Source organism: Merdimonas faecis (assembly GCF_001754075.1).
GTDB lineage: Bacteria > Bacillota > Clostridia > Lachnospirales > Lachnospiraceae > Merdimonas > Merdimonas faecis.
On sequence record NZ_MIEH01000011.1, the window covers coordinates 1 to 23,703 of the forward strand.

Genomic DNA, 23,703 nt, shown 5'->3' on the forward strand with positions numbered 1-23,703 from the left:
AGAACCTATTTGGCGCTTACGTTTTAACTACGATATACCGATATTTGCTATAAAAAAATCGCAAATTATGACAATAAAAAACAGCCTAACCGTCAAGATCAGACTGTTTTATATCCTACTTTGCCTCGAAGCAGTACCCTACTTCACGCACACACCGGATCTCGAATTGCCGATCCGGGCAGGCTTTGTATAGTTTTTCTCTTAATTTGCATACATGGGAGCCAATAGTATTATTCTCTATATCCTGCACATAATTGCCCCATACATTTTGATATATTTGTTCGTATGTAAGAACCCTCCCTTCGTTAGCAACAAGATAGTACAACAAGTTAAATTGCTTTGCAGTTAGAGATATTTCCTGCTTTCCACAATATACCTTCCTTTGATCTGGATATATTTCCAGATCGGGAAAAGATATTGTAGGTGTGTAGTCTACCTCATATTTTGGGAAATCTGTATATTTACGAAACACTTCCATGATTTCATCAAACGGACGTGTTTCACTATCCTTAAATTCTGCGACAATCAATCGTCCTATAATAACTCCTTCTTTCTTAATTTTTGCTTTTTGTCTTTTCTAAGCCTCTCTCATTTAATCGGAGGAGCTTTCTTACTGTTGCACTGAAAGATGAACTGATTTATGCTTGTTGTCCGGAAATATAAATGTACGCATCCTCCAATGTAGGTTCCACAGGAACGCAATCTATATTAGGCATTTTTTCGCTGATTAATCTTATCTGCACGCCATCTTCAGATAGTTGCTTAGATGAGATATGGTACTTTTTTTCAATTTCTCGTGCCTGTACTTCATCACCAAGCCGGCAAATCCAAACGTGCCCTTTGGCTGCTCTAACCAATTCTTTCATACTTCCGGCATATAAAAACTGACCCTTTTTCATAACGGCAAGCTGATTACAGACCGCTGCCAGATCCTCTACTACGTGAGTGGAGAAAAGAACTGTTCTGTTTTCTGAAAAATCAACCAACAGGTTTCGGATGCGGATTCGTTCTTCCGGATCAAGTCCGGTTGTCGGTTCGTCCACGATCAAGAATTTTGGCTCATTTAAAAGCGCCTGTACCAAACCAACTCTTCGCTTCATTCCGCCGGAAAGTTGTCTCATTTTTTTCTTCCGATGCTCTGTCAGGCTGGTTTTCTCAAGATAATACTGGATGCGCTTCCGGCATTCCTCTTTCGGTACACCGGCAAGATCCCCCATATATTCCAGACATTCCTGAACCGTTAGGCTGGGATACAAGTCAATCTCCTGTGGAAGATAGCCAATCTGACGCTGGATTTTCGGGTAATTCCCTTCACAATACAGGATTCCGTCCATACTTACCGTACCACTGGTGGGCGCAAGAACGGTGGTAAGAACTCTCATTAAGGTAGTTTTTCCGGCCCCGTTTTCTCCCAGGAGGCCAAATACTCCATTAGGTATTTCCAGATCGGCATGGTTAATCGCAGTTACTTTATTCTTAAATGTTACCGTTAGATCACTGATTTTAATACTCATATATTTCAACCTCTTTTCTTGATTATTTTCGGCATCAAAAGTGTCATCAATACGCATAACAGCAGACACAGGACTTTGCCATATAGCCATCCAAAATCTTGGCTGTCCATTACATTGCGAAAGGCATAAGAAAACAGATTCCAGTTATCTAGCACTTTTTCGCCCCAAGTGGAATTTGTTACAAGCCAAAGGGCAATACCGCATCCGATACCTGCCCACATATTTCGGAACAAACAAGCCAGAAGATTTGACAGGATGCCCCAAAACCACAGAGTTACCACCATTGCCACTAAAAATATGAAAAACATCTGAAGTTCTGATTCTGTGCTTTGTCCGGCTTTATAAAGGGACTGCGGATGTTGAAAGACATAAAACATACCGTAACCAATAGCACTCAATGCAAAAAGGGCAATCTCTTGTACCACCATCCGCATCCCAATGGAAGAAAGACGTCTTTTCATGGAACATAAACGGTGTATCTCTGATCGCTTGGAGGTAATTTCCTGTGTATAAGTGTCCGCACAGAAAACCATAGCAAGTATGGCCATGGGTGCTTCCATTGCAACACCAATTTCATAAGAAAAAATGATACCACGGATCAGACTTAATATCACAATAAAGCTGAAAGCATATGCAAGCTTATATGCCGGGAGACTGATCTTTCTTTCTGTCATTATCATATTCTTCGCCTCCTCCAAATCTGTATTCCAATGAGAATGATTCCTGCAGAAGCAATCAGCAGACAGATCTGGTTTACCATTGCCATCGGCGGCGGAGTCACATCAAAAAACATCCCTGGAAAACGAACCATAATCGCCAGCGGCCGCCCGTAGTATCCGTAAACACCTTCCGCATTTTGGCTTCCCATATTGGAGTAAATCATATACAGGAATAAAAGGGGAACCGCAGGAAGCGGATTTTTAAACAAAAGGGCTACGATAGTATATACACATACAATCATCAGCATATTCGGCAAAATATACTGGCAGGTTGCCAGGAGAAAGTCAGTCAGTCGTATCTCAAAGCCGTTACCGCTGGTACAAATCATGCAGGCTACCCAGAATACCAGATTTAATATTGCGAGAATTATGAGACTGATCAGGAAGCCTCCTGCAACTTTTCCGATGACATACTGTGTAGCACTGATGGGTTTTGTATGCAACAATTCATAGGTATTTTTTCTCATGTCCTGCATAAAGAGAACGGCAAGCAGAATCGTTGCTGTAAAACCCATAAACAGCCCTGCAAAATCTGCAAATTTTCTGGAAAAGTACCAGGAAAATGGATGTTCTTCCAGTTCTTCCTTGATATAAGCATTGATTTCATCCATTGTGCCTTTACGGTAAGCAGTATCTTCCCAGGTAAAATCGGCACTATGATAACCGTACTGCTCTTCTAAATAGTGACAAGCTTCTTTTATCTCCATCCCACTCATTTCTTGAATGACACCTGAAGCCTCCTCATTGTTCATGCCAAAATCGGCAATCAGACTTTCTTGAATAGTCTTTTCCCATAACGCCCTGTGTTCTTCTGTGGTTACAGGAATATACCCTTCAAAAGCTTCGCCTTTATAAACGGTCTCTGGATAGTCATTTTTCAGTTCATCTTCTGATGTGATGTAATGGATATGCAGATATGGCTTCAACTGCTGAAAGACACCAAATATCACAACTACAAGGGCAATCCAGAACAGTGGCCTTTTCAGATAATTTAGAATTTCCCGCCGTATAATTGCTTTCATAAGCGTCACCTCTTTCTTTTTGTTGCTCTTATTGTAAATGCTAAATCACAACAAAAAGACAATGGCAGAAAAAACCGGATCACTTATGCAATCCGGTGAAATACAGCGGTGACAATGGCCCCGCCTAATTTCTCATTTTCTAACAACAGTTTCCCGCCATGCTTCTCACAGTACAGCCGGGCAAGATACATACCCATTCCGGTGTGCGTCAGGCTGTCTTTGATGTTTTTTTGATGGAAAGCCCTGGTTATTTTTTCAGCATCCTCCTGAAATCCATTTCCGTCATCCTGTACGGAAATCGTCAGCAGTTCGGAAGTCAGAGATACTTTTATATCAATCTGCTCCCTGGAATATCGGATTGCGTTGGATAATAAATTCTCCAAAACCTCCATAATCACTTCTTGATCCCCGCAGAATATTTCGTCTGTTTTACACACCGACAAATCGATTCTTTTTTCTTTCCCCAGAATATTCAGCTCTCTTTGGATGTCTTTTTCAAGCTGTGCGTGAGAAATCTGTTCCGCTTTCAGTGTCCGGTGTTCCAGACTGTTCATTTTTTGCATGGAATCAATAAAGACATCCATGCGGCGTATTTGCTTTATGCCTTCCTGCAGCATTTCCACAGCCTTTTCCCTATCAATCGTTCCATCTGGTAAATAGTCGATCAACATTTCTTGATAACCTTTCAGAACAGAAAGCGGTGAGCGAATATCATGGGCGACTGCAGAGCGCAGTTCCCGCTCATCTTCAATCATACGCCAAAGCTTTCGGTTATTTTCTTCCAACTGCCCACGCATACGGTCAAATTCATGGCACAGATGTCCCATCTCATCCCTGTTTTCGTAAGTGATCCGAAAATCCAGATCATTGTCCGCAATTCTCTGTGAGGCCATCTCCAATTCCTCAATGGGTTTTTTCAGTTTATTTCTATAAAAAAGAAATACGGAGAGACAACTGCCGACAACAGAGAATACCAATACGGAATAGGTCTGCAGGAAATCGCAGACTTCAGATATGCCATGATCAATGCGGCTCATTTCGTAACTTTCCGGGCGGGGAATCTGCGCCAGATAGCCTTTATTCGCCATTTCAACTGCCGCAAAATAGGCATCTTCATCCGTATATTTCCACCAGATCTGTTCCTGAACTTTAGAGGCTGCCCATGCAATATAAGCTGATAAAAGAAAACTTATGAGCAGGCTTAGAATTAAATACAATAAAATAGTCTTTCTAACAGAAAGATTTCTTACTTTATCTCTTATTTTCCCCATCGGTAACCCATCCCCCAAACCGTTTCAATATATTCCGTATCTGTGTACTTCTGTATTTTTTTCCGAATTCGCCGGATGAGTTCTGTGATTACCCGGCTGTCTCCATCTCCATCGTATCCACAGACTTTTTCATAAATCCGTTCTTTATCGTAAACAGTCCCCGGATTCATCGAAAGAAATTCTATAATTCCATATTCAAGTTTTGTCAGTTCAATATCCTGTCCACTGACCTGAACGGTTTTTGCAGAATAATCAATGGACAAATCACCTTGAAAACGATAAGTTGATTTTTTTTGATGACGTTCTTCCCGTTTTAAATGTGCAATAATCCGGGCTTCCAGCTCTTTTAGACTGAATGGCTTCAGAATGTAGTCATCGCCGCCCGACATAAGACCGTTTACACGATCCTGCTCATCAGCTCTGGCCGTCAGAAACAAGATTGGACAGGATACTTTATCACGGATTCTTTGGCATACTTCAATGCCATCAGCCCTGGGCATATTAATATCCAGCAAAATAATATCCGGTTTCATTTCAACCATTTTAAGTGTTTCTGCTCCATCGGATGCTGTAATTATCATGTAGTTTCTAAGTTCAAAGAAAGTTCGCAACATCTTAACCAGCTCTATATCATCGTCTGCGATTAAAATTTTATAACTCATCTTTGTCTCCTTATCAGCAATAATTATTCAATCCATATAGATAGCTAAATTCAAACCATAAAATCACTACAGTAAAAAGGATATAACAAAGCGAAAATGAAATCAACAGTAATCGCATGACACGAATATTTCGGAAGCCTGAACATTTCTATATCTCTTATTAAATTCTTCACTTGACATTGTAGCAAAGATTTCATATCTTTTTTGAATTTTACCAAAATACTTTTTAAAACGTTCCTGTACTACTGGGTCTTGACTATTCACAGCGATGTCAATATTTTCCTGTATCTCGGCTTTGAAATCCGATAGCGATAATCCTCTGGCTTTTGCTCCAGCTTTTAAAATAGTTTTCATATCTCGCTTTTTAAGTCCTATCATATCGTTGTTTACTCCTTTAATCGGAAATATTCAGAAAAGTGAGAGCCTGTATTGATAAGTTCTTCAAAACTTCCGTTTTCTTTAATACTTCCATTTTCCATATAAATGATTTCATCATATTTATTTAATAATTCTGCTTTTAAATTATGAGTAACTGTTATGAGCGTTAAATTATCCACCTCTAGTAATCTACTTTCAATATCGTAAGCAGTTTGCATATCAACAGCAGATGTACCCTCATCTAATATCAAAATCGGCTTGTTTCTAATTAAAGCTCTTGCAACTGCAATTCTTTGCTTTTGCCCGCCAGATAAATTAGACCCATTTTCGCCCACTTGATACAATAATCCCTCTGGAAGCTCTGATATAAATTCAGCTAGTCCACTTTCAATTACAACGTTATCAATCATTTCCTTTGGATAATCTTCATGTAGGCATATATTGTCATGTATAGTTTCATCAAACATATAAATATTCTGATGAATTATAGAAGATAGTTGAGCCACATCATTTCTATCAAGTAAATCTAACTCCCTATTATCGTATTTGATTGTACCTGCATAATCAGAATAATAGCCCGCTAATAATTTAATAAGGGTGCTTTTCCCACAACCACTTTTTCCCACAACAACATATTTTTTCCCTTTTTCAATAGTACAATTTATTTTATTTAAAACCTCTTTTTGCTTATCATAGGAAAAACCTAAGTCTTTTGTGCAAACACAAAAATCAAATGAACTGATGTGTTCTTTTTGCGAATGTGACAATGAATATTTAGAGATACTCTGCAATTTTTCAACGATAGGCTGTATACTTTTTATCTTTGGAACATTGGTAAATATCATCATAAGAGGATTAGCTAAATTACTACTTACTTGTACCATTCCTAACAATGTACCTACTGTTATACGTCCCGTGATAATGAAATAGGCAGATAAAAATAAAACAACTATCTGAACCATAAGAGCAAGAAAAGAAGATACACCCTCATTTAATGCAAGCAATCTATCGACACTGTATTTAGAGCTGATTGTTTCCTCATTCTCTTTGTTAAATCGCTGAACTACATATCGTTTCATGGAATAGGATTTAATAATTTCAAATCCAGACAAAATATCTTTTAGACTAACTGTAAAATCCGCTAGTTTTGAGGAATATTTCTGTTGCCTTTTTTCCAATGAATTTCCCAGAAAACTAGGAATAAGAAACATTATAGCAATCGCTACTATAACGCAAATAGTAACGATAATGTCAAAATAAATCATTAACAAGAATGACGCAGTAAAAATAACCGCATATTGAACTACTTCAAAAAGAGGAAGCAAAAAGTTATCTTCTATCATTTTTACATCATTTGTAATAATAGAAATATAATCAGCAGTATTCTTCTTGTTGAAATCTTCTATACTGTGATTAACTGTTCCTCGGAATACATCAGAACGAATTTGACGAATGATTTTACATATCACTTTTTTGCTGAGTAAAGATTGAAGATATAGAAATATCCCCAGTACAGCAAAATAAAAAATAGAAAACAATACCATTCTTATAAATTGTTGCATATCTTTTCCCACGGCTATGTCTAATAGTTGTTGTAAGAGTATAGCCATAAACACATAACCTAAAGAAGCAATTACACTTACTAAAATAGTTGCGACAAATAAAACTTTATTTTGCTTAATATAGAATTTCATATCTGGTCTCCTTTATAAATTATACATGTTGTATGTATGTATATTGTTAAAAAATAAAATTGTCTTTCGACAATCTTATTTTCCCTATGCATTTTCTTTGCATAGTTCAACGATTTCATCGTCGATTACTGGAAGTCCTAATTTGTCCATGACTTCTTTAATCATTAAAAATTTTTCCCATGTTTCCTCTGTTGTCATTGGATATATAGTAGGTATCGACCAGAAGTTAGTTAAAAGAACAAATAGCTCTGCCAGTAATTTTGCATGTTCTGTTTTTATAGAGCCGTCCTTTATTCCTTCTTCTATCAATTCTTGATACATAGGAGCCAACTCTTGATTACTTTCAACCAATTTTTTCAAAAAAGCTGGACTTCCCATGAGTTGCATTGAAGCCATACTTAATTGATGATGTTCCGTTTCATCAAATGAGGTTTTTAAGACAAATTTTAATTTTTCCAATCCATTTAATTCTTTATGACTTTTGGCTTTTTCAAAAGGATTAGTTTCATAGAAAAGTTTTTCGCACAAAGCGTCAAAGACTTCTTCCTTTGATTTAAAATGGTGGTAAAAAGCTCCTCTAGTCAGTCCTCCCATTTCGCTTATAATATCTAATACCGTTGTTTCTTCATATCCCTTTTCTAAAAAAAGTTTTAAAGAAGCATCTAGTATTTTTTGAACAGTTTCTTCTGGATATTTATTTCGTGGCAAATTTTCACCTCCATACATGCACCTTGCATGTATAGAGTATCATGCAGGGTGCATGTATGTCAATATATTACACAAAATATATCTGCAAAAAAACGAACTGGAATTTTTTACTTCCATCTTCTGCATTTAAGATAATGAAATCCACTACTTCAAGACTCTTTCGGTAAGTCGGTAATGTAGAAGCAGATTATTTAATTCTTACCAAAAATGCCTCTAAATGCGTATGGAATCCCATAAGGTAACGCCGGATATAGGGGTTGCTGCCCCTGCACCCGGCGTTAAACTTTATCGAAGTAACAGCAGCGTACCGCCATTCTTTTTTCTAATATGCCGGAACTCCGTATCCCACAATCTGTCCATATCCAATCGGGTAACTCCGTCTGGCCACTTTATCTCCGCTGTTTCCTTCCACTGTATAGATGTTTCCATCTACCACGCTTTCTACAATTCCCACATGGTCAATACTGCCGTCATTTTCCCAATCAAAGAAAACAAGATCCCCAGTAGCAGGAACATAACTTCCATCCATGAACTGGCCCTGGCTCTCAAACCATTCCATACCCGCAGAACATAAGGAGAACTTTGGTATCACTCCTGCCTCAATATACCCGCACTGATCAGCACACCAACTTACAAAGCAGGCGCACCATTCCTCCCGTTGTGCAAATCCGTACCAGCTCCAGTAGGTGTCTCCTCCGTTGCCTTCCTGCGTCAACGCCACCTGCACAATCGCCTGACTTCCGGTTCCCGTAGGAATACGCCCAAACACATAGTATCGCAGCACATGGGATACATACTCCTTATCCCCGTAACTGCTCCAACCGTTCCGCTCCGCAATCATTTCAGAGAATTCCACTGCATTGGCATAGGTGTATCCTCCGTAATTCTCTTTCGCCCAGGAAATATACCCGTTCCCATAATTATATCCCTGCAGGGCGAGCTTTATATGATTCATATCCACCGGGTTTTCCACGCCCGCCTCCCGCAGACAGGCCGCAAGGTTCTGGATACCTACATCAATGGAATACTCCGGATCTGTGATCCCGTTTGGCGTATTGGGGTATCTGGTATTATATCCGCACTCGGACGCCTGCATGGGATCAGTCCCCTGCCCGCCGCTTTCCTGCATCATGACCGCTTTAATTAGTTCCACATATTCCTCAATCCCGTACTGTCTGGCATACTGCCGGATCAGCGGCTCGTATGCCTCCACCTCAGCGCTGACAGGAGTAACGGTACTGGAGTTACTTCCTCCCACCATGCTGAACAGCGCTCCAAATAGAATGACAATTACAAGGATCAGCACCACGATCCAGCCACCTGCAAGGATAGCAGAGACAAGCGCTTTAGTAGCTGCAATGACTGCCTTTACTGCGGCTGCGGCAGCTTTTACCGCCGCTTTTGCAGTCTGCACTGCGGCAATCGCTGCCTGTCTTGCGGCAACTGCCGTCCGCTGCGTGGTCACTACCGCAGCCCTTGCTCCCTGTCCTGCAGTTCTGGCAGCCATTTCCGTAGTCCGGACTGCGCTGCGCCCGGTCCGTTCCGCTGTTTTGATTGTCCGACCTGTGCCTTTTACTGCCGCTTTCCCGGAAGTTTTCACAGAAGCATTAACTGTTTTGATTGTTCTCTCTCCCCGTTCAGCCGTTTTTACCGTCTGCTTTGGAAGTTCCCGGATCTGCGCTCCTTTCTTTCCCGCCTGCTCTCCGACTGTCCGCCCAGTCTGCACTCCTGCCCGGTTTTTCATCTGCTCTTTCGGCTGGTAAGTCTTTTCTGTACCGGACGAAAAAGAAAAGGCGGAAGGCTCTCCGTTCTTTTCCCGGAAAGCCTCTGCCTCTTTTTTTGCTCTGCCCTTTTCCCGGACAGCATGGATTACCTTTTCCCCCTGTTTTCCTGTCTGCTGAACCGTTCCACGAGCGGCTCTCTCCCCCTTTTCCATGACCTGATCTTCGGCATAGCCTACGGGATTTCCCTGTTCCTTGACCTGTGTCTGTTCTGCGCTGTCTCTTGTCCGGATATAGGCCCCTTTCATATGCTCCGCCGCTGTCACGGTTTTATCCAATACTTTGATATCCTTCTGGACGTGGCGGGTTTTGATCGTTCTTCCCATCGCCTGCCCTCCTTTCGGATATGGGATTTTCAGATCTTCTTTGCTACAACCACAAGCCTGCCATTGGTATTGGAATATTCGCAGGTGGACAGGGTAAGCAACTTGTCTCCGTACTCTGCGGTCACTCCCGTATCATAAAGGGCAAGTTCCCTGCACTGCTCCACATAGTCCGTGAACTCTTTCTCCGTCTCTGCATGAGAAAAAAGATAGAACTTGAATCCGGTATCGTCATAGACCGTTGTCTTGAATACTGCGATCACTTCATATTCGGCGGTTTCCGTCAGTGTATCAAAATGGACAATTTTATGCTGCTCATAGAAATCCCGATCCTCATAGTCCATCAGTCCGGCGAACATGGAACCGTTATTCATATGGTGTCCGTAGATAATCACATTGTCGCTGGGTTCCATCGGATCACAATGCTCTGCGATATAGGGAACACCATAAGCACTGGATTCCTTGTAAAAATTGTGTTTCAGATAATAATCCGGGTTGTCCGGCGTATACATGACCGGATAGTTGATCGGTGTATCCGCAATCCTGATCCATCCGGCCATATCATTATTCATGGCAAACAGCTCGGCATACCGCTCTAAGGGAGAGATAACTTCCTTTTCCTCTCCTGCCGGTTCTTCCTTCGGCGTATCTTCTGTCTGCTCCACGATCTCTGCCAGTTTGGTAAATTCTTCCTCCGCTTTCTGTGCGCCCGCATAATGGGTGATCACTTGAAACAGCGATACGCCAAACAGCAGGACGCATACCGCCAGTCCTGCCAGATACCATTTCCCTTTGATCTTCTGATATTTCATTCTGCAATTCTCCTCCTTATTCTCTTGCCTGCTGTTTGACCGGAACCGGCAACTGGGGAACCATTTTCTTCTCCTCTTTCAGCTTTTTCAGTTCCACTTTCACGGACGGTTTCTTTTTCTCCTTCTGCACGAACTGTTCCAGACGCCGGCGCAGGTTCTCTGTGGTCTGCTCCATACTGGAGAGCCTGCCGCTGATCGTCAAAAATGACTTGCGGATCTTTGCTGTGATCCCCTTGTCTGTGGCCTGTGGTTCAACTTTCTTCTGCTCTTTCCCCCGGAAAATCCTGCCCACGTTTTTGATGTGTCCGCCTGCAGCGTGAAGTTCCCCGTTTAAGACTTCCATTTTATCCGCCTGCCGGTTCATGCTCTCCACCGCCCTGTGAAGTCCTTCCTGTATCCGGGCAAGAGCGGACGGAATCTTCATGGCTGATACGGCTTTTTGCAGATCTTCCTTTCCTTTCTCTTTAAATGTCTGCAAAGCACTTTTGGCAGACTGGATCAGATTTTTCCGCACCGTGTTTAACTGTCCGCCCACTTCCTGCACTTTTCCCTGTGCCTGTTCCGCGATCCGCAGGACGGACGCTTTCACGCCTCCGTCCTGGATCTGGGATAACTGTTCCTTCACATCACGCAATTCTTCCAGCACCTGTCCAAACTGGACTTCCATTCCGTCCAGATATTTTACAAGGGATTCCACTTCCTTCTGCTCTTTTGTAAGTCCGTTTCCTTCCAGCACCCGGAACAGTTCCACGATCTCCGGCTGTTCCATCAAAGCCGTCTTTCTTGCTGTCTCCATCTGTGCTCCCTCCTATCGCTCTCTCTGTGCGGTCTGCGGTTTCATGGCAGGCAGTTCCCTGCAGTAATCCGGATATTTCAATCGGATCGCCTCAAAGAAGTAGGGAGCGTACCCGCAGTCAAAAATCTCATACGGGGTGGACATCCGCTCATCCCCCTTTTCTGCGTATCCGTTCCAGAGATTGAATGCAAGCCTCGTCAGACGGATGGAACCGCCGGTCTGCCACCCTTCATGCAGGCCCTCCGGCCGGATATGCCCCTGCTTAAAGTCAAAAATCCGCTCCACGTTTCTTCTGGTAGTGTCGGAAATCCCCACACAGTAGAAAAACGCCTGATGATAGCTGTCCGTGTTCCCGGTTCTTTTCAGCATGGAATAAAAGAAATTTTCGTGTTCCTTTGATTCAAATCGGATTGTTTTCATATGATCCCTCCATTAGAAAACAGCCTGCGGGAAATCTCTTTCCTCACAGACTGCTAAAATTGATTGTATTATGATTCCGGAAGCCCGTCTCCCGGACTGCCCCACGTTTTCTCAAAGTCCTCTGGTTTTGTGGACATCAGCTTATAGATCTCAGAGTTCTTACTCATCTGGTTATAGAACGGAACCAGGGCGCTGCCGATCCTTGCAAGGCCATTTCCGGCTCTGGCATTTGTAATATACTTCATCTGCTCCCCGGATATATGGAGAAGCTCTGCCAACTGCTCCCGGTCAGAAGCAGACTGATTCAGCATGACAATAAATTCCGAGTTGGAGAGCATGGTCCTTGCGGTCAGGGAGTCCAACACATATTCCACGTTCTGCGTCAGACTGGTCGTCCATGCGTTTCTTTTACGGAACCGCCGGTAGGCGCTGTCAAAGAAGTTTGCGCTGTACTTATGCTGCAGCAGCGTGTGGAACTCATCCAGAAAGATATGGGTTCTCACACCGTTCTCCCAGTTCTGGGATACCCGGTTGATCATGTGGTCCGTGATCACAAGCTGCCCCAGGTCTTTCATATCTTCCACCATGCCCCGTGTATTAAAGCTGATCAGACGGTTTTCCGTCTCAATGTTGGTGGGATGGGAAAAATTGTTCAGCGTACCGTCCGTGAACAGTTCCAACATCAGCGCCAGGTCTTTCGCCTCCGGCTCGTCCTGCTCCTGCAGCACCCGGCGCAGTGTAAAGAAGGTCGGGATTTCATACTGGCGTTTTCGGGAATACACACGCTCCACACAGCGGTCAAGGATACTCTTTTCTTTCGGCCCGATCACATAGCGGTCGTCCGTGATCCGCTCGTACAGAGAAAGGACGAACTGGGATTTATCCACAACCGGGTTCTTATCGCCGTAGCCTTTTACCATATCCATAGCGTTCAAGTGAATATCACTTCCGGCACAGATTGGCAGGCTCACGCCGCCCAGCGCCTGCACCAATGGTTCATACTCCCCTTCCGGATCGTACACAAGCACCTGATCTTTTGAGGTGGAAAGGATGATCAGCAGGATAAACATTTTGGTCAGCATGGACTTTCCACTTCCGGGTACGCCTAAGATAAAAGCGGACGGATTGAGCAGAAGCCCACGGTTTACTAAGATCAGATTGTGGGAGATCGCATTGATCCCGCAGTAGATCCCGCCTTTGTCCATGACTTCCTGCGTCCTAAAGGGGATCAGGCTGCCTAAACTTTCCGTAGTCAGCGTCCTCATGCTGTCGATCTTCCTCACGCCGATCGGGAGTGCTGTATTCATCCCGTCCATCTGCTGGAATTTCAGCACTGCCATCTGGCACATCCGGTTTCTCGCAAGAGACAGGATGGTATGGGTATCTGCGTCCAACTGTTTCTTACTCTCCGCTGTGTGCATGAAAGTCACGACAGCCACCATCATCCGCTGATCCCTTGTAGTCAAATCCCGCAAAAACTCCCGGCTCTCCTCTTTCTGCAGTTCCATGTCATAGGGTACGGTAGCGGAAAAGTTCTGGTTGGCATTCTGCCGCCGCTGCCAGTTCGTGATATTTGTTTCCACGCCCAAAAGCCGGTTCTGCGCCTCATTGACCGCCTCGTCTGTGGGGATCGGGATAATATCAATGCTGATCATCATGTTCTGGTTGATGTCCGCAAACTCCGACACCATTTCATCAGAAATATAGGAAGCATAGTCTTTCAGATACAGCACCCTGCCATACCGCTCCCCTACTTTGAAATAATCTTTTTCAAATTCCATCGTATCCGGACAGATATGGTCCTTAAAGCTGTGCCCCAGTTTTGCGGACGTTTTCAGATCAAAACAGAAATGACTTTCCTCTCCGGCCCGGTAAAAGCTGTACAGTACATGGAGTTTTTCCTGTGCGTCCAGTTCCTCGCACTTGGAACCCATGTTGCTGAAATGGGAGATCAGCCCGTTTCCGGTACGCAGGAAATAATTCCTTGCGTCCTCCACGTTTTTCCGATATACAGAGATTGTCACATACAGCTCCCGGATCATGCCGTTGGCTCCCACTGTCTTTTCCATAAGCATGTCGTTGACTTCCTCCCGGTACTTATCCAGACGGTCATTCTGCTTCGGGATAAAGACTGCCTCTTTCAGTTCCTCTTTGTTCAGCCTGCGGATAATGACAGTCAGCTTGGTGGTCGCTCCGCAGTCAAAAAAGTTGAGGATATTGGTATACTCCAGAAACATGGCTTTCTTATCTTCTTCGGACGCCACTTCAAAGTTAATGTCTGTAAACCGGTACGTCTTCGCATACTTGTTTTTCCCTACCAGAAAGATCCCGTCTTTCCAGATGGTCTGGATCGGGATCGCCTGCTGTACGCTCTTCGGGATCTTAAACTTCTCCTTGTCCTGCCGCATGACGGTTTTTAGTGTTCTTAACATGCTTTCCCATCGCCTCCTTTTCCTGTTTTCTGATCTCGTCTTTTGTCAGCTCGTAATATAAGTTCTCCGGATGGAATACCAGATACTTCGGCATGAGGATCTCACTCTTGATCCATACCCACAGAAATTTCTCTGCGGTCATTCCGTGATATTTGATAAAGCCAATGGCCGCAAAGGGAGCCGCTCCCAACATGCAAACCCAACTGACGGTTTCCATCCCCATATGGGGACGGAGCAAAAAATAAAGGCCCACAGCAACGCCGCAGGCCAGAACCGCACAGATAAACTGGCGGAGTGACAGGCCAAAATACATGGCCTCCGTGTATTCCCGGATTTCCCGGTTGATCTTGATCTCCAAATGATGACCTCCTTTATCTGAAAATTTCTCAATCGCACATTTGTCTCCCCCGGTTCTTCCTGTTATACTCAAAGAAAAAACGCAAAGGGGGCTTTTATATGCCATACACTGTTTTTCTCTCTCTCGGTATCTCTGCTGTCCTGCTCATTCTCTCCTTACTCTTCCGTCTGGCGGGAAAATTCAGGCTGACTCTGCCGCTCCTTTACTTTCTCCTGACCGCCACGGTTCTGAACCCGTGGGCTGCCGCCCATGAGACGCTTGCTTTTGCAATCCTTTTTTGCCTGCTCGCTCTCTCCGTCATAAGCTGGCTCTTTTCTCTAAGAAACGCCCTCCGTGACCGGAAGTATTACAAGGCTCTGGAAGAGGATATGAGCTGGCAGGTCAGATGTGCCAGAAACAATGGAATCTCTATGGACTCCGTGTACTTTGACAGCGCCGGGAACATGCGGTACAAAGATACCAAAGAAATCGTAGACTAAGGCACGGGATTCCGTGTCTTTTTTCTTACAATCCCATCATCTCCCGTACCACACGGTCCGCCATCTTCACAGCGCCTACCAGCACCAGCATGTTAAAGATCAGTTCCGCAATGTAGCTCCACACCATTGTAACTGCCGCTGCCTCCGGATCAACCACTGGCGGGGATGACGCAAACACGGAGAAAATAATACAGGCCAGGACGATAATCGCTCCCTCCAGACACACCGCCGCATAAGATTTCAAAAAACTCTTTCCTACGTTCTGTGTCGGCTCCCCGGCAAAGGTAGACAAGGGAACCGGGGCGATAGCGGTATAGAGATACAGCCGGAAGAACCGCCCGTACACGCTCATGATCATAATAAAGCTCAAAACGGTAATAAACAGACCTCCGATCAGCGTGACCGCCCATAGAGGGATACTTTCAAAAAATCCGCAGTCTTCCACTGCGGTAATGATCTCCTGCGGCAGCACCGTCTCCTGTGCGCTCCCAAATCCGGCAGCGTCCATGATGGTGCTGACAATCCCCTGCACAATACGGAACAGCGCCATCATCAGTTCCAGACCATAGGTAATCACGCCTTTTGCCAGAGCGAAACGGATAAACAGTTTCAGTGCGTGTTCCGGCTTTTTCACTTCTGTAAAACTTCCGCAGGTCTTGACCACGCCCACCACGAAAAACAACACCAGAAGGGCATACCCGATTGCCTGCAGCGCACCGTGGATACTGGCGATCACATTCCAGATGTCTCCGCCTTTGAAATTCTCCGGAGACTGGGTAATGATCTGCCAGATTTCCGCCAGTTTGCTGTTCCATGTGTCCAGGGCGTTCTGAAGGTTCTGAACCACCCAGTTATCACTCAAAACACATTCCTCCTTTCCGGCAGAAGCAGGACAGACCGTTTCCGGCCTGCCTCTCTGCCCGGTTACTGGATGTTTCTTATCCTGCGATCAATGTCAGGATTTCTTTTGCAAACGTGATGATCACGCCTCCGGCCAGTGTCAGAAATCCATTCGCCCGCTGCGACGGATCATGGGATTTTAAAGACAGTCCGATCTGCACGATACCAAATCCCAGCAGGATCATACCGATAGCACGGATCAACCCAAAGATAAATTCGGACAGGTTATTGATCACGGTCAGCGGATCATCCGCTGCAAATACAGTTGTGGCTCCTGCCGTCATTATCAGCACCAGCGCCGCATAAATGACCATGAGCCGCTTTCCTCTGCGGCTCATGGGAAGTTTCCGGGTTTCTCTTTTCTCATCTCTCTGTTTCATTGTCTGAATCCTCCTCGTTCTTATTGAATAGTTCCTCTAAATCCTCATCGGATAAGAGTTCATAGCCTTCTGTGTCCGGCGGGACCTCTGCGATCTCGCCCTCCAGACTGTCTCCCAACGTAATGCTCGCCACTGCCTGCGTCACTTCTCCGTGCAGATAGGGTCTTCCTTTCCCGTCTGTGGTCAGAGCAATGTTCGGGTGTTTTAAGATATCAAATTTTGCATCCATGACCGGACGTTCTCCCCGGATAAAAAGAAGTGCGTAGCGGTTGTCCAGCATACGCACTTCATCCGGTGTCATCAGCTCCCGGCCCGTGATCTGATAATTGGTGGAATAGTTCCCGGAGTGTCCGGTAGACTTTCCATAGGTGTTGGTATCAATGGTGGCTTTCCCCAGCAGTTCACTGACGTATTTGTGGGTTCCCTGCTCATTGCCGCCCAAATATAGGAATTCATCCGCATTTCCCATAATGCTTTCCCACTGTTTTTCAAACAATGCCTTTAGCTGCGCCAGATTCTGCAGGATGATGGAGACGCTGACTTCTCTAGACCGCATGACAGAAAGGATCTTATCAAAGTCGTCGGGCAGGCTGACGTTTGCGAACTCGTCCATCAGGAAATGGACATGGACGGGCAGCCTGCCCCCATACTTGTGGTCTGCCAGATAGAAAAGCTGTTGGAATAACTGGGTATACAAAATTGACACCAGAAAGTTATAGCTGGTGTCATTGTCCGGGATCAGGGCAAAGAGCGCCACTTTCTTTTCTCCCAAAGAAGGAAGATCCAAATCGTCTGTAGCGGTCAGCGCCGCAAGGCTGGACAGGTTGAATTTCTCCAGTCTGGCTGCCAGTGTGATCTGGATGGATTTCAGCGTTTTCGCACTTCCGGAGTGGTAATCCTTGTAATACTTTACGGCGATATGCTCCGGCTCCCGCATTTCCAGGCGTTCAAACAGTTCGTCCAGAGGGGATTGATATTCGTCATTGTCCTCATGCACTTCTCCCGCCCGCAGAAGCTCCATAACCATAGGGAAATTCTGCTCTTCTTCCGGAGCCTCGTATTTCAAATAAAAGATCAGCGCCAGAAGAAGCATGGACGCCGCCGTATCCCAAAAAGGATCATTGCTCTGGCTCCCTTTCGGCGTGGTGGCTTTAAACAGGTTGGTCACAAGCCGCTGCACGTCATTGTCATCCTTCAGATAGACAAAAGGATTGTAACAGTAGCTTTTCTCCATGTTGATCAGATCCAGCACCCGGACATCATAGCCTTTCGCTTTTAACAGAAATCCGGTATCCCGGAGATTTTCCCCTTTCGGATCCAGCACTACGAAAGAAGTGTTCGCCTGCATGAGATTCGGTTTCGCATAAAACCTCGTCTTGCCCGCTCCACTCCCGCCGATGATAATGGTCAGCAGGTTCCGCCGGTGTTTCCGGCTGTCATAGCTGATCCGCACGTTCTGCGTCATCAGTTTATTGGCCAGAAAATTTTTCTCACTGTATTTCCGGTTGATTTCCCGGACGTCTCCCCACACAGCGGAACCATGTTCTTCTCCCCTGCGGTACTTTCGCCGGGTGGACAAGTAGATTCCGATCCCCAGTCCATACGCCAGTAAAAAAAGAAGGACAGTTTTTGCGCTGTCCTTACAGAGTTCCATAGAAAACGGATGCTCCATCGCCTCCGGCAGTCCTTTCACGATACCGATCAGGCCGCCGGACAGATAGGGCGCTGTCAACAGAGCAGACCAGATAACGGGGAAAATGCCGAGAATGGCAAAAATCCATGTGCTTTTCCTGCTACCGCTCTTCATGGCGTCTGTGCCCCCTTCGTGGTTTCTCCGGCGGCACCTCCATCTTTTCAATAACCTTTAAGAGAACATCGTCCACGGCGTCCGTGGGACGCTCCTCTTTTAACATCTGGTTCCGTTTATCTTTCAGGGAATGGAAGATCACGCCGCATTCGTATTTATCCAGTTCCAGAGTTACTCTGCCCTCACTCAATCTTCACACCTCCGTCCTATCGTTCCTGTGCCGCCTCCCGGCGCTGCCAGTTTCCTCGTGGCTGTCCGGGTTCCCGGTCCTGCATATGCGTCCGGCTCTGACTTTCCTCCCGTTTTGGTCCGTTCTCCCTGTTCTGCTCTCCTTCCTGCCTCTGCCCCGCCTGTTCCTGCTGTCTCTGGCTCATGCGGTTCTGCTCAAACACTTTCGCCATACGGGAAGAGATCTGATTGGCTGCGTCACGGGCTTTCGACAGCTCCGCCCGCACTTCCTGCGGCTCCATCCCCTCAAAGAAATCGGGTGCATAGCGGAAGTCATATGCCTGCGTATCGATCCCATACTTTTTACAGAGCAGGTAAGACGCACAGTAGGCATGGAAAGCGTCCTCATCCCGGTCATACTCCGGATCTCCGTCCGCAAACCCGGCAAGGGCCAGTTCCGGCGTCAGGCACTGGAAAATTTCCTGTGCGTTCATCCCTTTCCTCACATAGATACAGTTTTCCTCCGGCTCAAAGACTGCGCCCTTATCCTCCGGCATTTGATCCGGCTCTGCCGTCACAATACTGGCCGGGGGATTGTTGATCAACGCCCGGATCAGAAGGCGCTCATCCAGCTCTGTCTGCGGCTGCGGACGTTCTTTCATGGTAGTCTGGGAAATATCATACAATTCCCTGGCGTTATAGTAGGTCCCGATACTTCCGTCTTCCCGTTCATATTCCTTTCCCGGCTCCATGATCAGAACCGGGTTCTGCCGCTCCGCACGTTTCACGAATACGCCCTGTTCCCTCCAGTATCCATAATCTCCCAGACGCTCTGCGTCCGGCCTCTGAGCCAGGATCAGCAGGGCATTATTGGCGGTATAGCGGTCAAACCGGGCCTGTACGTCCAGATATTGCTGAAACTTCCCGCTGTCTGCCGCCACTTCATTCGTGATCTGCTCAGACAGCTCATAGCAGCGGTTCCGATTGTTTTTACTCTTCGCAATAAAAGCGGCTTTTTTGTCGTCCTGCGGCACTGCCGATACATTCAACATGGAATCAAAGTTGTTCTCCATACTCTCTACCTCTCTTTCGATTTTCTTGGTTTTTTCCGGTTCTGCGGCTGCGTATGCTGCGTCTGCCTCGTCCTGCCGGATTTCTCTTTTGAAATTGCTTCTTTTCCCTTGCTTTCCGCCTCTTTCTTCCTCGCTGCCTGGATCTCCTTAAGCTCTTTCCGCACGGACGGCTTTTTCGGTACGGACGGAGCATACAGCTTAGAAGTACCCTCGGCGGTTTTGTCTGGCCTCACGGAGATAGGCTCGGACAGACGGGATTTCTCTGTCTTTGCCAAAGAGGGGTTTTGTTGTTTCCCCTCTTTCTTTACCGGCTCCCCAAACAGTTCGTCCATGAGCCGGTCTTCCTGCGATTTCTCCGGGCGTTCCTGCTGCGGAGCCGCCGGGGTTTTCCCGGACATTGCTTTCTGATCCTGTGGCGGTTCCTCTTTCTGTTTTGGCTTTCCAGTATCCGGTCGTGTTTTTCCGGAGGATGCCTCCCTGCTCTTCCTGTGGGATTTTTCCTCCCGGCTCTTTTCGATCTCTGTCCTGATCTGCGCCGCTTCTGTAACAGAAGCAAACTTGAACCGCTCCACGATCCGGTTGATCCGGGGAGCGTCCTCTTCCTTGACCACCACATCGACCATCCCATCTATGCTCCCTTTCGGGTTCCGCACTGCACAGTATAAGATCCCGTACCGCTTCGCCTCTGTGACAAACTGTTTCAAGTCGCTCTCTTTTACGGAATACACCGTCAGCGGTTTCCCGGAACGGACAAGGGTTTCCAGCCTTGCCCGCCCCTTGGTCTTTTTCTGTTCTTTCAGTACCGCATACAGAATGACCGCAAGCTGTTTTGCCCCGGCTCCTGTGATCTTTAGGGCCGCCTCGCCTACTTCCAGCGACATGCGCACCACCTGGTCGGCGGCCTCACCTGATGTGTTCATGGTTCATCTCCTCCTTTCCCTGTTTCTTTTCCTGCCGCACGATCTGGATCTTCTGCCGGATCAGGCCGGAACGTGCGGCGATCCCGTCGCAAAGCACCACCTCCTCTCTCAGTTCCCCGATCCGGGCTGTCAGTCTGGAAATTTCTGCTTTTACTTCTGCCAGACGGTCTTCTCCCCTAATACTGCGGCACTGATACCGCAGCTTCTGACGTTCTTTCGATAGCTGTGTCATCTGCTCCTGCAGCGATTCTTTGTAAGAAAAAAGTTGCCCGTCCGTGTCGATGTGACAACGACAGAGCAGTCTTGTCTCTCTGGAGATCTGTTCCAGTTTCGCCAGATCCTCCCGCAGAAGGAAATGAAGTTGTTTTGGAGATACAGACGGGCGGTTCTTCGGCAGGATACCTAAGAGAAAACAATAATGCAGATACAGCCCCCGCAGTCCTCCGATCTTTCTCTTCGGCAGGTTTCCCCGCACATGCGCCGCATACCGCCTCTTCTCCGGTAGTCGTTTTTCCTGCGGGGTAACAGGCGGATCTTCCTCCAGTATCCTCCTTCGGATCGACTCCAGAGAATACTCCTCTCCAAAGTTCCGTTTCAGTTTCAGCCCCCGTTCCCGCCCTTCCGGACGGATCGTGATGTCTTTTCCAAACTTGATGGAATAGCCTTTCTCTTTCAAGAAGTGGAAAAACTGCTTTTCCGTCCACGCCTGCAGGATGGCCTCATCCACATCTTCCCGGACGATACTGTGATAAGTGGGCCTCCCCTCCTGCTCTGCCCGCCACTCTCCATAAGGTCTGGACTTCCCCGGCTGCGGATGTTCGATCACGGACAGACCGTACTCCCGGCAGAGCCGGTCAGAGGTTGCTCGCATATCCCGGTAGTCCCGGTTGGTTCTGTGATACCGTTTCCCATCGAGATAGGAAACAGAGTTGACCACGAAATGGTTATGAAGATGATGGGCTTTGTCCAGATGGGTGGCTACCAATACCTGAAAACGCCCGCCCCACAATTCCTGTGCCAGACGGACGCCGATCTCATGGGCCAATGCCGGGGTACACTCTCCCGGAGCAAAGGACTGATACCCGTGAAATGCCACGATCCCCTCATCCTTTCCATACCGCTTTTTAACAGCTATCATTTCATTACGCGCGGTGGCGGGCGTGCAGTTGATCCCGGAAACATACTGCTGCATGATCTGCTCCGTCTCACTGACGATCCCCTCCTCTCCCTTTTTCCCTTTCCGTCTGGTCTTTTCTGCATTGACCGCATAGGCGATCACATCAGAAAGGCTCTGCATTTTTTCTTCACGCTGTACCGCCCCTTCGTTTTCATATCTCGGAAATTTTGCGATCTCCGGAGCGGTGGTTTTTTCCGGGTTCTCTACATAGATCACGACTTTCCCCAGCCAACCTTTTACACTCCAGATGGATGTGGTAGCCACCTTACACTCCTCTCCGGTTTTCATTTTTCATCGGTTCCGGCAGGATCACCGCCTCCGTAATCTTCTTTACAGTATCTTCAAACATCCGCATATCCCGGTCATACCGCTGCACATCAATCACATTTAAAGTGTGTGCCTTCTGTGCGATCTGATTTAGGTTATTCCCGATCCGGTGGAGTTCCCTCATCATGGAATAGTAATCCGGCGGCGGGGCGTCTCTCGGAACCACGCCGCTGATCAGATGACGGAGATATGCCTCCCGGCTTAGACCACTCTTTTTTACTTTTTTATCCAGGATCTCCGCCTCTTTCCGGTTCAGACGGAACAAGATCGCCACATTTCGTTTTCTCATCGCTCCATCTCCTTTTCTTTTTCTATGGATTCCGGTATCTGACGCAACTGCCGTTTCTCTCTGTCAAACTCATATACCCGGTCTGACAGGATTTCGTCACGGGCTACTTCTTTCTGATTCACTTCGCGCACCATCTCTCCCATTTCTTTCGGTGTCATACCGAGATCTTTTGGAATGATAATCATCTCATGCAGAGACGAAGGAAGGAGATAACAGCCCTGTGGGAATACGGACTCCAACTGCTCCTGCAGATTAGGATAGGCAAGGACAGAAGCACCATTTACTCTCATGGGGTTGCTCAGAACGTACATGCCATCTTTAGGAAACTCCTCCCCTTCTTTTAACTGAAGCAGATTTTTTGTCTCAAAGGGAAGGCCCATCATCTCCATCATCAGGTCGTCCATGCTCATCAGTACAGCCGGACTGCTCTTGACTGCATTTTCCACCGCCTTCTGGTAAACTTCCTTCGGGTGTACTCCCCACTGCCTCAGCATTTCATGGGTTACTTTGACACTCCCAACTCCCTCCCCGGCGGGCGAAGGGAATTCAATCCGACAGATGACAGACAGGTCTTCCATTTGCTTATGCGGAACCTGGGATAACATCCGCTGATTCGCTTTCGTATTGATAACCTGTACGGTTAAATGATCCTTCACAGAATCATAGTCCGTAAAGTCCAGCGTTTCCGGCAGTTCACGCACAGACAAAGACTGTCTGCACACATCGGCAATCCGATTCATGATCTGATCCATCGGCTCTCCCTTTCGGACCTGGTCATAAAAAGGTTCCATATAGACAACCGGGGCAATCTTCTGTCCCGGCATGTTGAGGATCATTCCGGTCAGCACTACTCCATTATTCTTCTGTTGCTCTGAAATCTCACACTGCATGTCCTGATATTCTTCTGGCAGATAATCTTTAATCTGCTGCGTCACGCCCTCTGCGAACGCCTTCACTGCTACCGTGCTGCTCATGCTGTCCATCCCCCTTTCCTGTTAAAATCTGCTGATACTTTTTCAATCTGTTTTCTGCAGCATCTTTTCCTGTTCTGATCATTTCCATCCGTATCATTCTTCCACCTCCCGGTCATGCCTGTACAGACGGTTGATCTGCATAAGGCACATCATAGCCACGCCGATCATACCGCCTACGATTGTTCCAACGATAAACTGAATCATCTTCATTCTTACCTCCGTTTCTTCTCAAAGGGTTTCAGGGATTTTCCCTGACAAGCTGCCGGAGGGTTGCCAGAGAAGCTCTGGCAATCCAAAGGCGTTGCTTGCTGGTATTGTG

At 46.4% G+C, this 23,703-nt stretch carries 27 protein-coding genes; 1 reads left to right on the forward strand and 26 read right to left on the reverse strand.

From position 1 onward, the window contains the following. Positions 1-115: 115 nt before the first annotated feature. The 15 genes from BKD12_RS05320 to BKD12_RS05390 all read right to left on the reverse strand — a co-directional run bounded on the left by BKD12_RS05320 (position 116) and on the right by BKD12_RS05390 (position 14,890). A complete protein-coding gene (locus tag BKD12_RS05320) occupies positions 116-529 on the reverse strand; it encodes a winged helix-turn-helix domain-containing protein (RefSeq protein ID WP_242872713.1) in 414 nt (137 codons plus the stop codon). A gap of 109 nt (positions 530-638) precedes the next feature. Next, positions 639-1,514, reverse strand: a complete 876-nt coding sequence (locus tag BKD12_RS05325) for an ABC transporter ATP-binding protein (protein WP_070088293.1) — start codon at positions 1,512-1,514, stop codon at positions 639-641. Between the two features lie 5 nt (positions 1,515-1,519). Next, entirely contained in the window at positions 1,520-2,188 is a 669-nt protein-coding gene (locus tag BKD12_RS05330) for a hypothetical protein (RefSeq protein ID WP_070088323.1), read from the reverse strand. A gap of 2 nt (positions 2,189-2,190) precedes the next feature. Then, positions 2,191-3,255, reverse strand: coding sequence for an ABC transporter permease subunit (locus tag BKD12_RS05335; protein ID WP_070088294.1), 1,065 nt, complete (start codon positions 3,253-3,255; stop codon positions 2,191-2,193). Between the two features lie 83 nt (positions 3,256-3,338). Further along, a complete protein-coding gene (locus tag BKD12_RS05340) occupies positions 3,339-4,526 on the reverse strand; it encodes a HAMP domain-containing sensor histidine kinase (RefSeq protein WP_070088295.1) in 1,188 nt (395 codons plus the stop codon). After that, positions 4,514-5,188, reverse strand: a complete 675-nt coding sequence (locus BKD12_RS05345; RefSeq protein WP_070088296.1) for a response regulator transcription factor — start codon at positions 5,186-5,188, stop codon at positions 4,514-4,516. The genes BKD12_RS05340 and BKD12_RS05345 overlap by 13 nt, the downstream gene beginning before the upstream one ends. A gap of 102 nt (positions 5,189-5,290) precedes the next feature. Next, a complete protein-coding gene (locus BKD12_RS16705) occupies positions 5,291-5,566 on the reverse strand; it encodes a hypothetical protein (RefSeq protein ID WP_070088297.1) in 276 nt (91 codons plus the stop codon). An 8-nt stretch (positions 5,567-5,574) separates the two neighbouring features. Further along, positions 5,575-7,260, reverse strand: coding sequence for an ABC transporter ATP-binding protein (locus BKD12_RS05355; RefSeq protein ID WP_070088298.1), 1,686 nt, complete (start codon positions 7,258-7,260; stop codon positions 5,575-5,577). Between the two features lie 84 nt (positions 7,261-7,344). Continuing rightward, complete coding sequence (locus BKD12_RS05360; protein WP_070088299.1) at positions 7,345-7,968, reverse strand: TetR/AcrR family transcriptional regulator; 624 nt, start codon at positions 7,966-7,968, stop codon at positions 7,345-7,347. 322 nt (positions 7,969-8,290) lie between these two features. Next, complete coding sequence (locus BKD12_RS05365; protein WP_070088300.1) at positions 8,291-10,075, reverse strand: lysozyme family protein; 1,785 nt, start codon at positions 10,073-10,075, stop codon at positions 8,291-8,293. Between the two features lie 29 nt (positions 10,076-10,104). Beyond that, on the reverse strand, positions 10,105-10,884 hold the full coding sequence (gene srtB / locus BKD12_RS05370) for a class B sortase (protein ID WP_094078730.1): 780 nt from the start codon (positions 10,882-10,884) through the stop codon (positions 10,105-10,107). A gap of 16 nt (positions 10,885-10,900) precedes the next feature. After that, complete coding sequence (locus BKD12_RS05375) at positions 10,901-11,680, reverse strand: DUF6674 family protein (protein WP_070088301.1); 780 nt, start codon at positions 11,678-11,680, stop codon at positions 10,901-10,903. A 12-nt stretch (positions 11,681-11,692) separates the two neighbouring features. Continuing rightward, positions 11,693-12,100 (reverse strand): DUF6075 family protein, encoded by a 408-nt coding sequence (locus BKD12_RS05380; protein ID WP_070088302.1) that lies wholly within the window; start codon positions 12,098-12,100, stop codon positions 11,693-11,695. A 68-nt stretch (positions 12,101-12,168) separates the two neighbouring features. Continuing rightward, positions 12,169-14,532, reverse strand: a complete 2,364-nt coding sequence (locus BKD12_RS05385; protein WP_070088303.1) for a VirB4-like conjugal transfer ATPase, CD1110 family — start codon at positions 14,530-14,532, stop codon at positions 12,169-12,171. Beyond that, positions 14,483-14,890 carry a PrgI family protein gene (locus BKD12_RS05390; protein ID WP_070088304.1) on the reverse strand — a complete coding sequence of 136 codons (408 nt, stop codon included), beginning with the start codon at positions 14,888-14,890 and terminating at the stop codon, positions 14,483-14,485. The genes BKD12_RS05385 and BKD12_RS05390 overlap by 50 nt, the downstream gene beginning before the upstream one ends. A 98-nt stretch (positions 14,891-14,988) precedes the next feature. Between BKD12_RS05390 and BKD12_RS05395 the strand changes: the two genes are divergently transcribed. Further along, positions 14,989-15,369 (forward strand): hypothetical protein, encoded by a 381-nt coding sequence (locus tag BKD12_RS05395; RefSeq protein ID WP_070088305.1) that lies wholly within the window; start codon positions 14,989-14,991, stop codon positions 15,367-15,369. A gap of 25 nt (positions 15,370-15,394) precedes the next feature. On the opposite strand, the gene BKD12_RS05400 is transcribed toward BKD12_RS05395, so the two are convergent. The 11 genes from BKD12_RS05400 to BKD12_RS16415 all read right to left on the reverse strand — a co-directional run bounded on the left by BKD12_RS05400 (position 15,395) and on the right by BKD12_RS16415 (position 23,594). Further along, the gene (locus tag BKD12_RS05400; RefSeq protein ID WP_070088306.1) at positions 15,395-16,231 is read right to left on the reverse strand and encodes a VirB6/TrbL-like conjugal transfer protein, CD1112 family; all 837 of its coding nucleotides are present in this window, start codon (positions 16,229-16,231) and stop codon (positions 15,395-15,397) included. Between the two features lie 76 nt (positions 16,232-16,307). Beyond that, positions 16,308-16,649 carry a glutamyl-tRNA amidotransferase gene (locus BKD12_RS05405; protein ID WP_070088307.1) on the reverse strand — a complete coding sequence of 114 codons (342 nt, stop codon included), beginning with the start codon at positions 16,647-16,649 and terminating at the stop codon, positions 16,308-16,310. Next, positions 16,633-18,456, reverse strand: a complete 1,824-nt coding sequence (locus BKD12_RS05410; protein WP_070088308.1) for a VirD4-like conjugal transfer protein, CD1115 family — start codon at positions 18,454-18,456, stop codon at positions 16,633-16,635. The genes BKD12_RS05405 and BKD12_RS05410 overlap by 17 nt, the downstream gene beginning before the upstream one ends. Continuing rightward, the gene (locus BKD12_RS05415; protein WP_070088309.1) at positions 18,443-18,646 is read right to left on the reverse strand and encodes a hypothetical protein; all 204 of its coding nucleotides are present in this window, start codon (positions 18,644-18,646) and stop codon (positions 18,443-18,445) included. The genes BKD12_RS05410 and BKD12_RS05415 overlap by 14 nt, the downstream gene beginning before the upstream one ends. A 16-nt stretch (positions 18,647-18,662) precedes the next feature. Continuing rightward, positions 18,663-19,697 (reverse strand): hypothetical protein, encoded by a 1,035-nt coding sequence (locus tag BKD12_RS05420; RefSeq protein ID WP_070088310.1) that lies wholly within the window; start codon positions 19,695-19,697, stop codon positions 18,663-18,665. A 5-nt stretch (positions 19,698-19,702) separates the two neighbouring features. Beyond that, on the reverse strand, positions 19,703-20,617 hold the full coding sequence (locus tag BKD12_RS05425; protein ID WP_070088311.1) for a PcfB family protein: 915 nt from the start codon (positions 20,615-20,617) through the stop codon (positions 19,703-19,705). After that, a complete protein-coding gene (locus tag BKD12_RS05430; RefSeq protein ID WP_242872714.1) occupies positions 20,601-22,082 on the reverse strand; it encodes a relaxase/mobilization nuclease domain-containing protein in 1,482 nt (493 codons plus the stop codon). Before BKD12_RS05430 ends, BKD12_RS05425 begins: the two co-directional genes overlap by 17 nt. Further along, entirely contained in the window at positions 22,060-22,410 is a 351-nt protein-coding gene (locus BKD12_RS05435; protein ID WP_070088312.1) for a plasmid mobilization protein, read from the reverse strand. Before BKD12_RS05435 ends, BKD12_RS05430 begins: the two co-directional genes overlap by 23 nt. Continuing rightward, positions 22,407-23,384, reverse strand: coding sequence for a DUF5688 family protein (locus tag BKD12_RS05440; protein WP_070088313.1), 978 nt, complete (start codon positions 23,382-23,384; stop codon positions 22,407-22,409). The genes BKD12_RS05435 and BKD12_RS05440 overlap by 4 nt, the downstream gene beginning before the upstream one ends. Continuing rightward, positions 23,329-23,481 (reverse strand): hypothetical protein, encoded by a 153-nt coding sequence (locus BKD12_RS16865; RefSeq protein ID WP_158096522.1) that lies wholly within the window; start codon positions 23,479-23,481, stop codon positions 23,329-23,331. The genes BKD12_RS05440 and BKD12_RS16865 overlap by 56 nt, the downstream gene beginning before the upstream one ends. Continuing rightward, positions 23,478-23,594: a DUF3789 domain-containing protein gene (locus BKD12_RS16415; RefSeq protein WP_083262846.1), complete on the reverse strand. Its 117-nt coding sequence runs from the start codon at positions 23,592-23,594 to the stop codon at positions 23,478-23,480. The genes BKD12_RS16865 and BKD12_RS16415 overlap by 4 nt, the downstream gene beginning before the upstream one ends. Positions 23,595-23,703: the final 109 nt, after the last annotated feature.

Bases quoted from the DNA above. Each gene is read 5' to 3' on its own strand.
- BKD12_RS05325 (WP_070088293.1), bottom strand. From the start codon at position 1,514: ATGAGTATTAAAATCAGTGATCTAACGGTAACATTTAAGAATAAAGTA.
- BKD12_RS05330 (WP_070088323.1), bottom strand. From the start codon at position 2,188: ATGACAGAAAGAAAGATCAGTCTCCCGGCATATAAGCTTGCATATGCT.
- BKD12_RS05335 (WP_070088294.1), bottom strand. From the start codon at position 3,255: ATGAAAGCAATTATACGGCGGGAAATTCTAAATTATCTGAAAAGGCCA.
- BKD12_RS05340 (WP_070088295.1), bottom strand. From the start codon at position 4,526: ATGGGGAAAATAAGAGATAAAGTAAGAAATCTTTCTGTTAGAAAGACT.
- BKD12_RS05345 (WP_070088296.1), bottom strand. From the start codon at position 5,188: ATGAGTTATAAAATTTTAATCGCAGACGATGATATAGAGCTGGTTAAG.
- BKD12_RS16705 (WP_070088297.1), bottom strand. From the start codon at position 5,566: ATGATAGGACTTAAAAAGCGAGATATGAAAACTATTTTAAAAGCTGGA.
- BKD12_RS05355 (WP_070088298.1), bottom strand. From the start codon at position 7,260: ATGAAATTCTATATTAAGCAAAATAAAGTTTTATTTGTCGCAACTATT.
- BKD12_RS05365 (WP_070088300.1), bottom strand. From the start codon at position 10,075: ATGGGAAGAACGATCAAAACCCGCCACGTCCAGAAGGATATCAAAGTA.
- srtB (WP_094078730.1), bottom strand. From the start codon at position 10,884: ATGAAATATCAGAAGATCAAAGGGAAATGGTATCTGGCAGGACTGGCG.
- BKD12_RS05375 (WP_070088301.1), bottom strand. From the start codon at position 11,680: ATGGAGACAGCAAGAAAGACGGCTTTGATGGAACAGCCGGAGATCGTG.
- BKD12_RS05380 (WP_070088302.1), bottom strand. From the start codon at position 12,100: ATGAAAACAATCCGATTTGAATCAAAGGAACACGAAAATTTCTTTTAT.
- BKD12_RS05385 (WP_070088303.1), bottom strand. From the start codon at position 14,532: ATGTTAAGAACACTAAAAACCGTCATGCGGCAGGACAAGGAGAAGTTT.
- BKD12_RS05395 (WP_070088305.1), top strand. From the start codon at position 14,989: ATGCCATACACTGTTTTTCTCTCTCTCGGTATCTCTGCTGTCCTGCTC.
- BKD12_RS05405 (WP_070088307.1), bottom strand. From the start codon at position 16,649: ATGAAACAGAGAGATGAGAAAAGAGAAACCCGGAAACTTCCCATGAGC.
- BKD12_RS05410 (WP_070088308.1), bottom strand. From the start codon at position 18,456: ATGAAGAGCGGTAGCAGGAAAAGCACATGGATTTTTGCCATTCTCGGC.
- BKD12_RS05420 (WP_070088310.1), bottom strand. From the start codon at position 19,697: ATGGAGAACAACTTTGATTCCATGTTGAATGTATCGGCAGTGCCGCAG.
- BKD12_RS05425 (WP_070088311.1), bottom strand. From the start codon at position 20,617: ATGAACACATCAGGTGAGGCCGCCGACCAGGTGGTGCGCATGTCGCTG.
- BKD12_RS05430 (WP_242872714.1), bottom strand. From the start codon at position 22,082: ATGAAAACCGGAGAGGAGTGTAAGGTGGCTACCACATCCATCTGGAGT.
- BKD12_RS05435 (WP_070088312.1), bottom strand. From the start codon at position 22,410: ATGAGAAAACGAAATGTGGCGATCTTGTTCCGTCTGAACCGGAAAGAG.
- BKD12_RS05440 (WP_070088313.1), bottom strand. From the start codon at position 23,384: ATGAGCAGCACGGTAGCAGTGAAGGCGTTCGCAGAGGGCGTGACGCAG.
- BKD12_RS16865 (WP_158096522.1), bottom strand. From the start codon at position 23,481: ATGATACGGATGGAAATGATCAGAACAGGAAAAGATGCTGCAGAAAAC.
- BKD12_RS16415 (WP_083262846.1), bottom strand. From the start codon at position 23,594: ATGAAGATGATTCAGTTTATCGTTGGAACAATCGTAGGCGGTATGATC.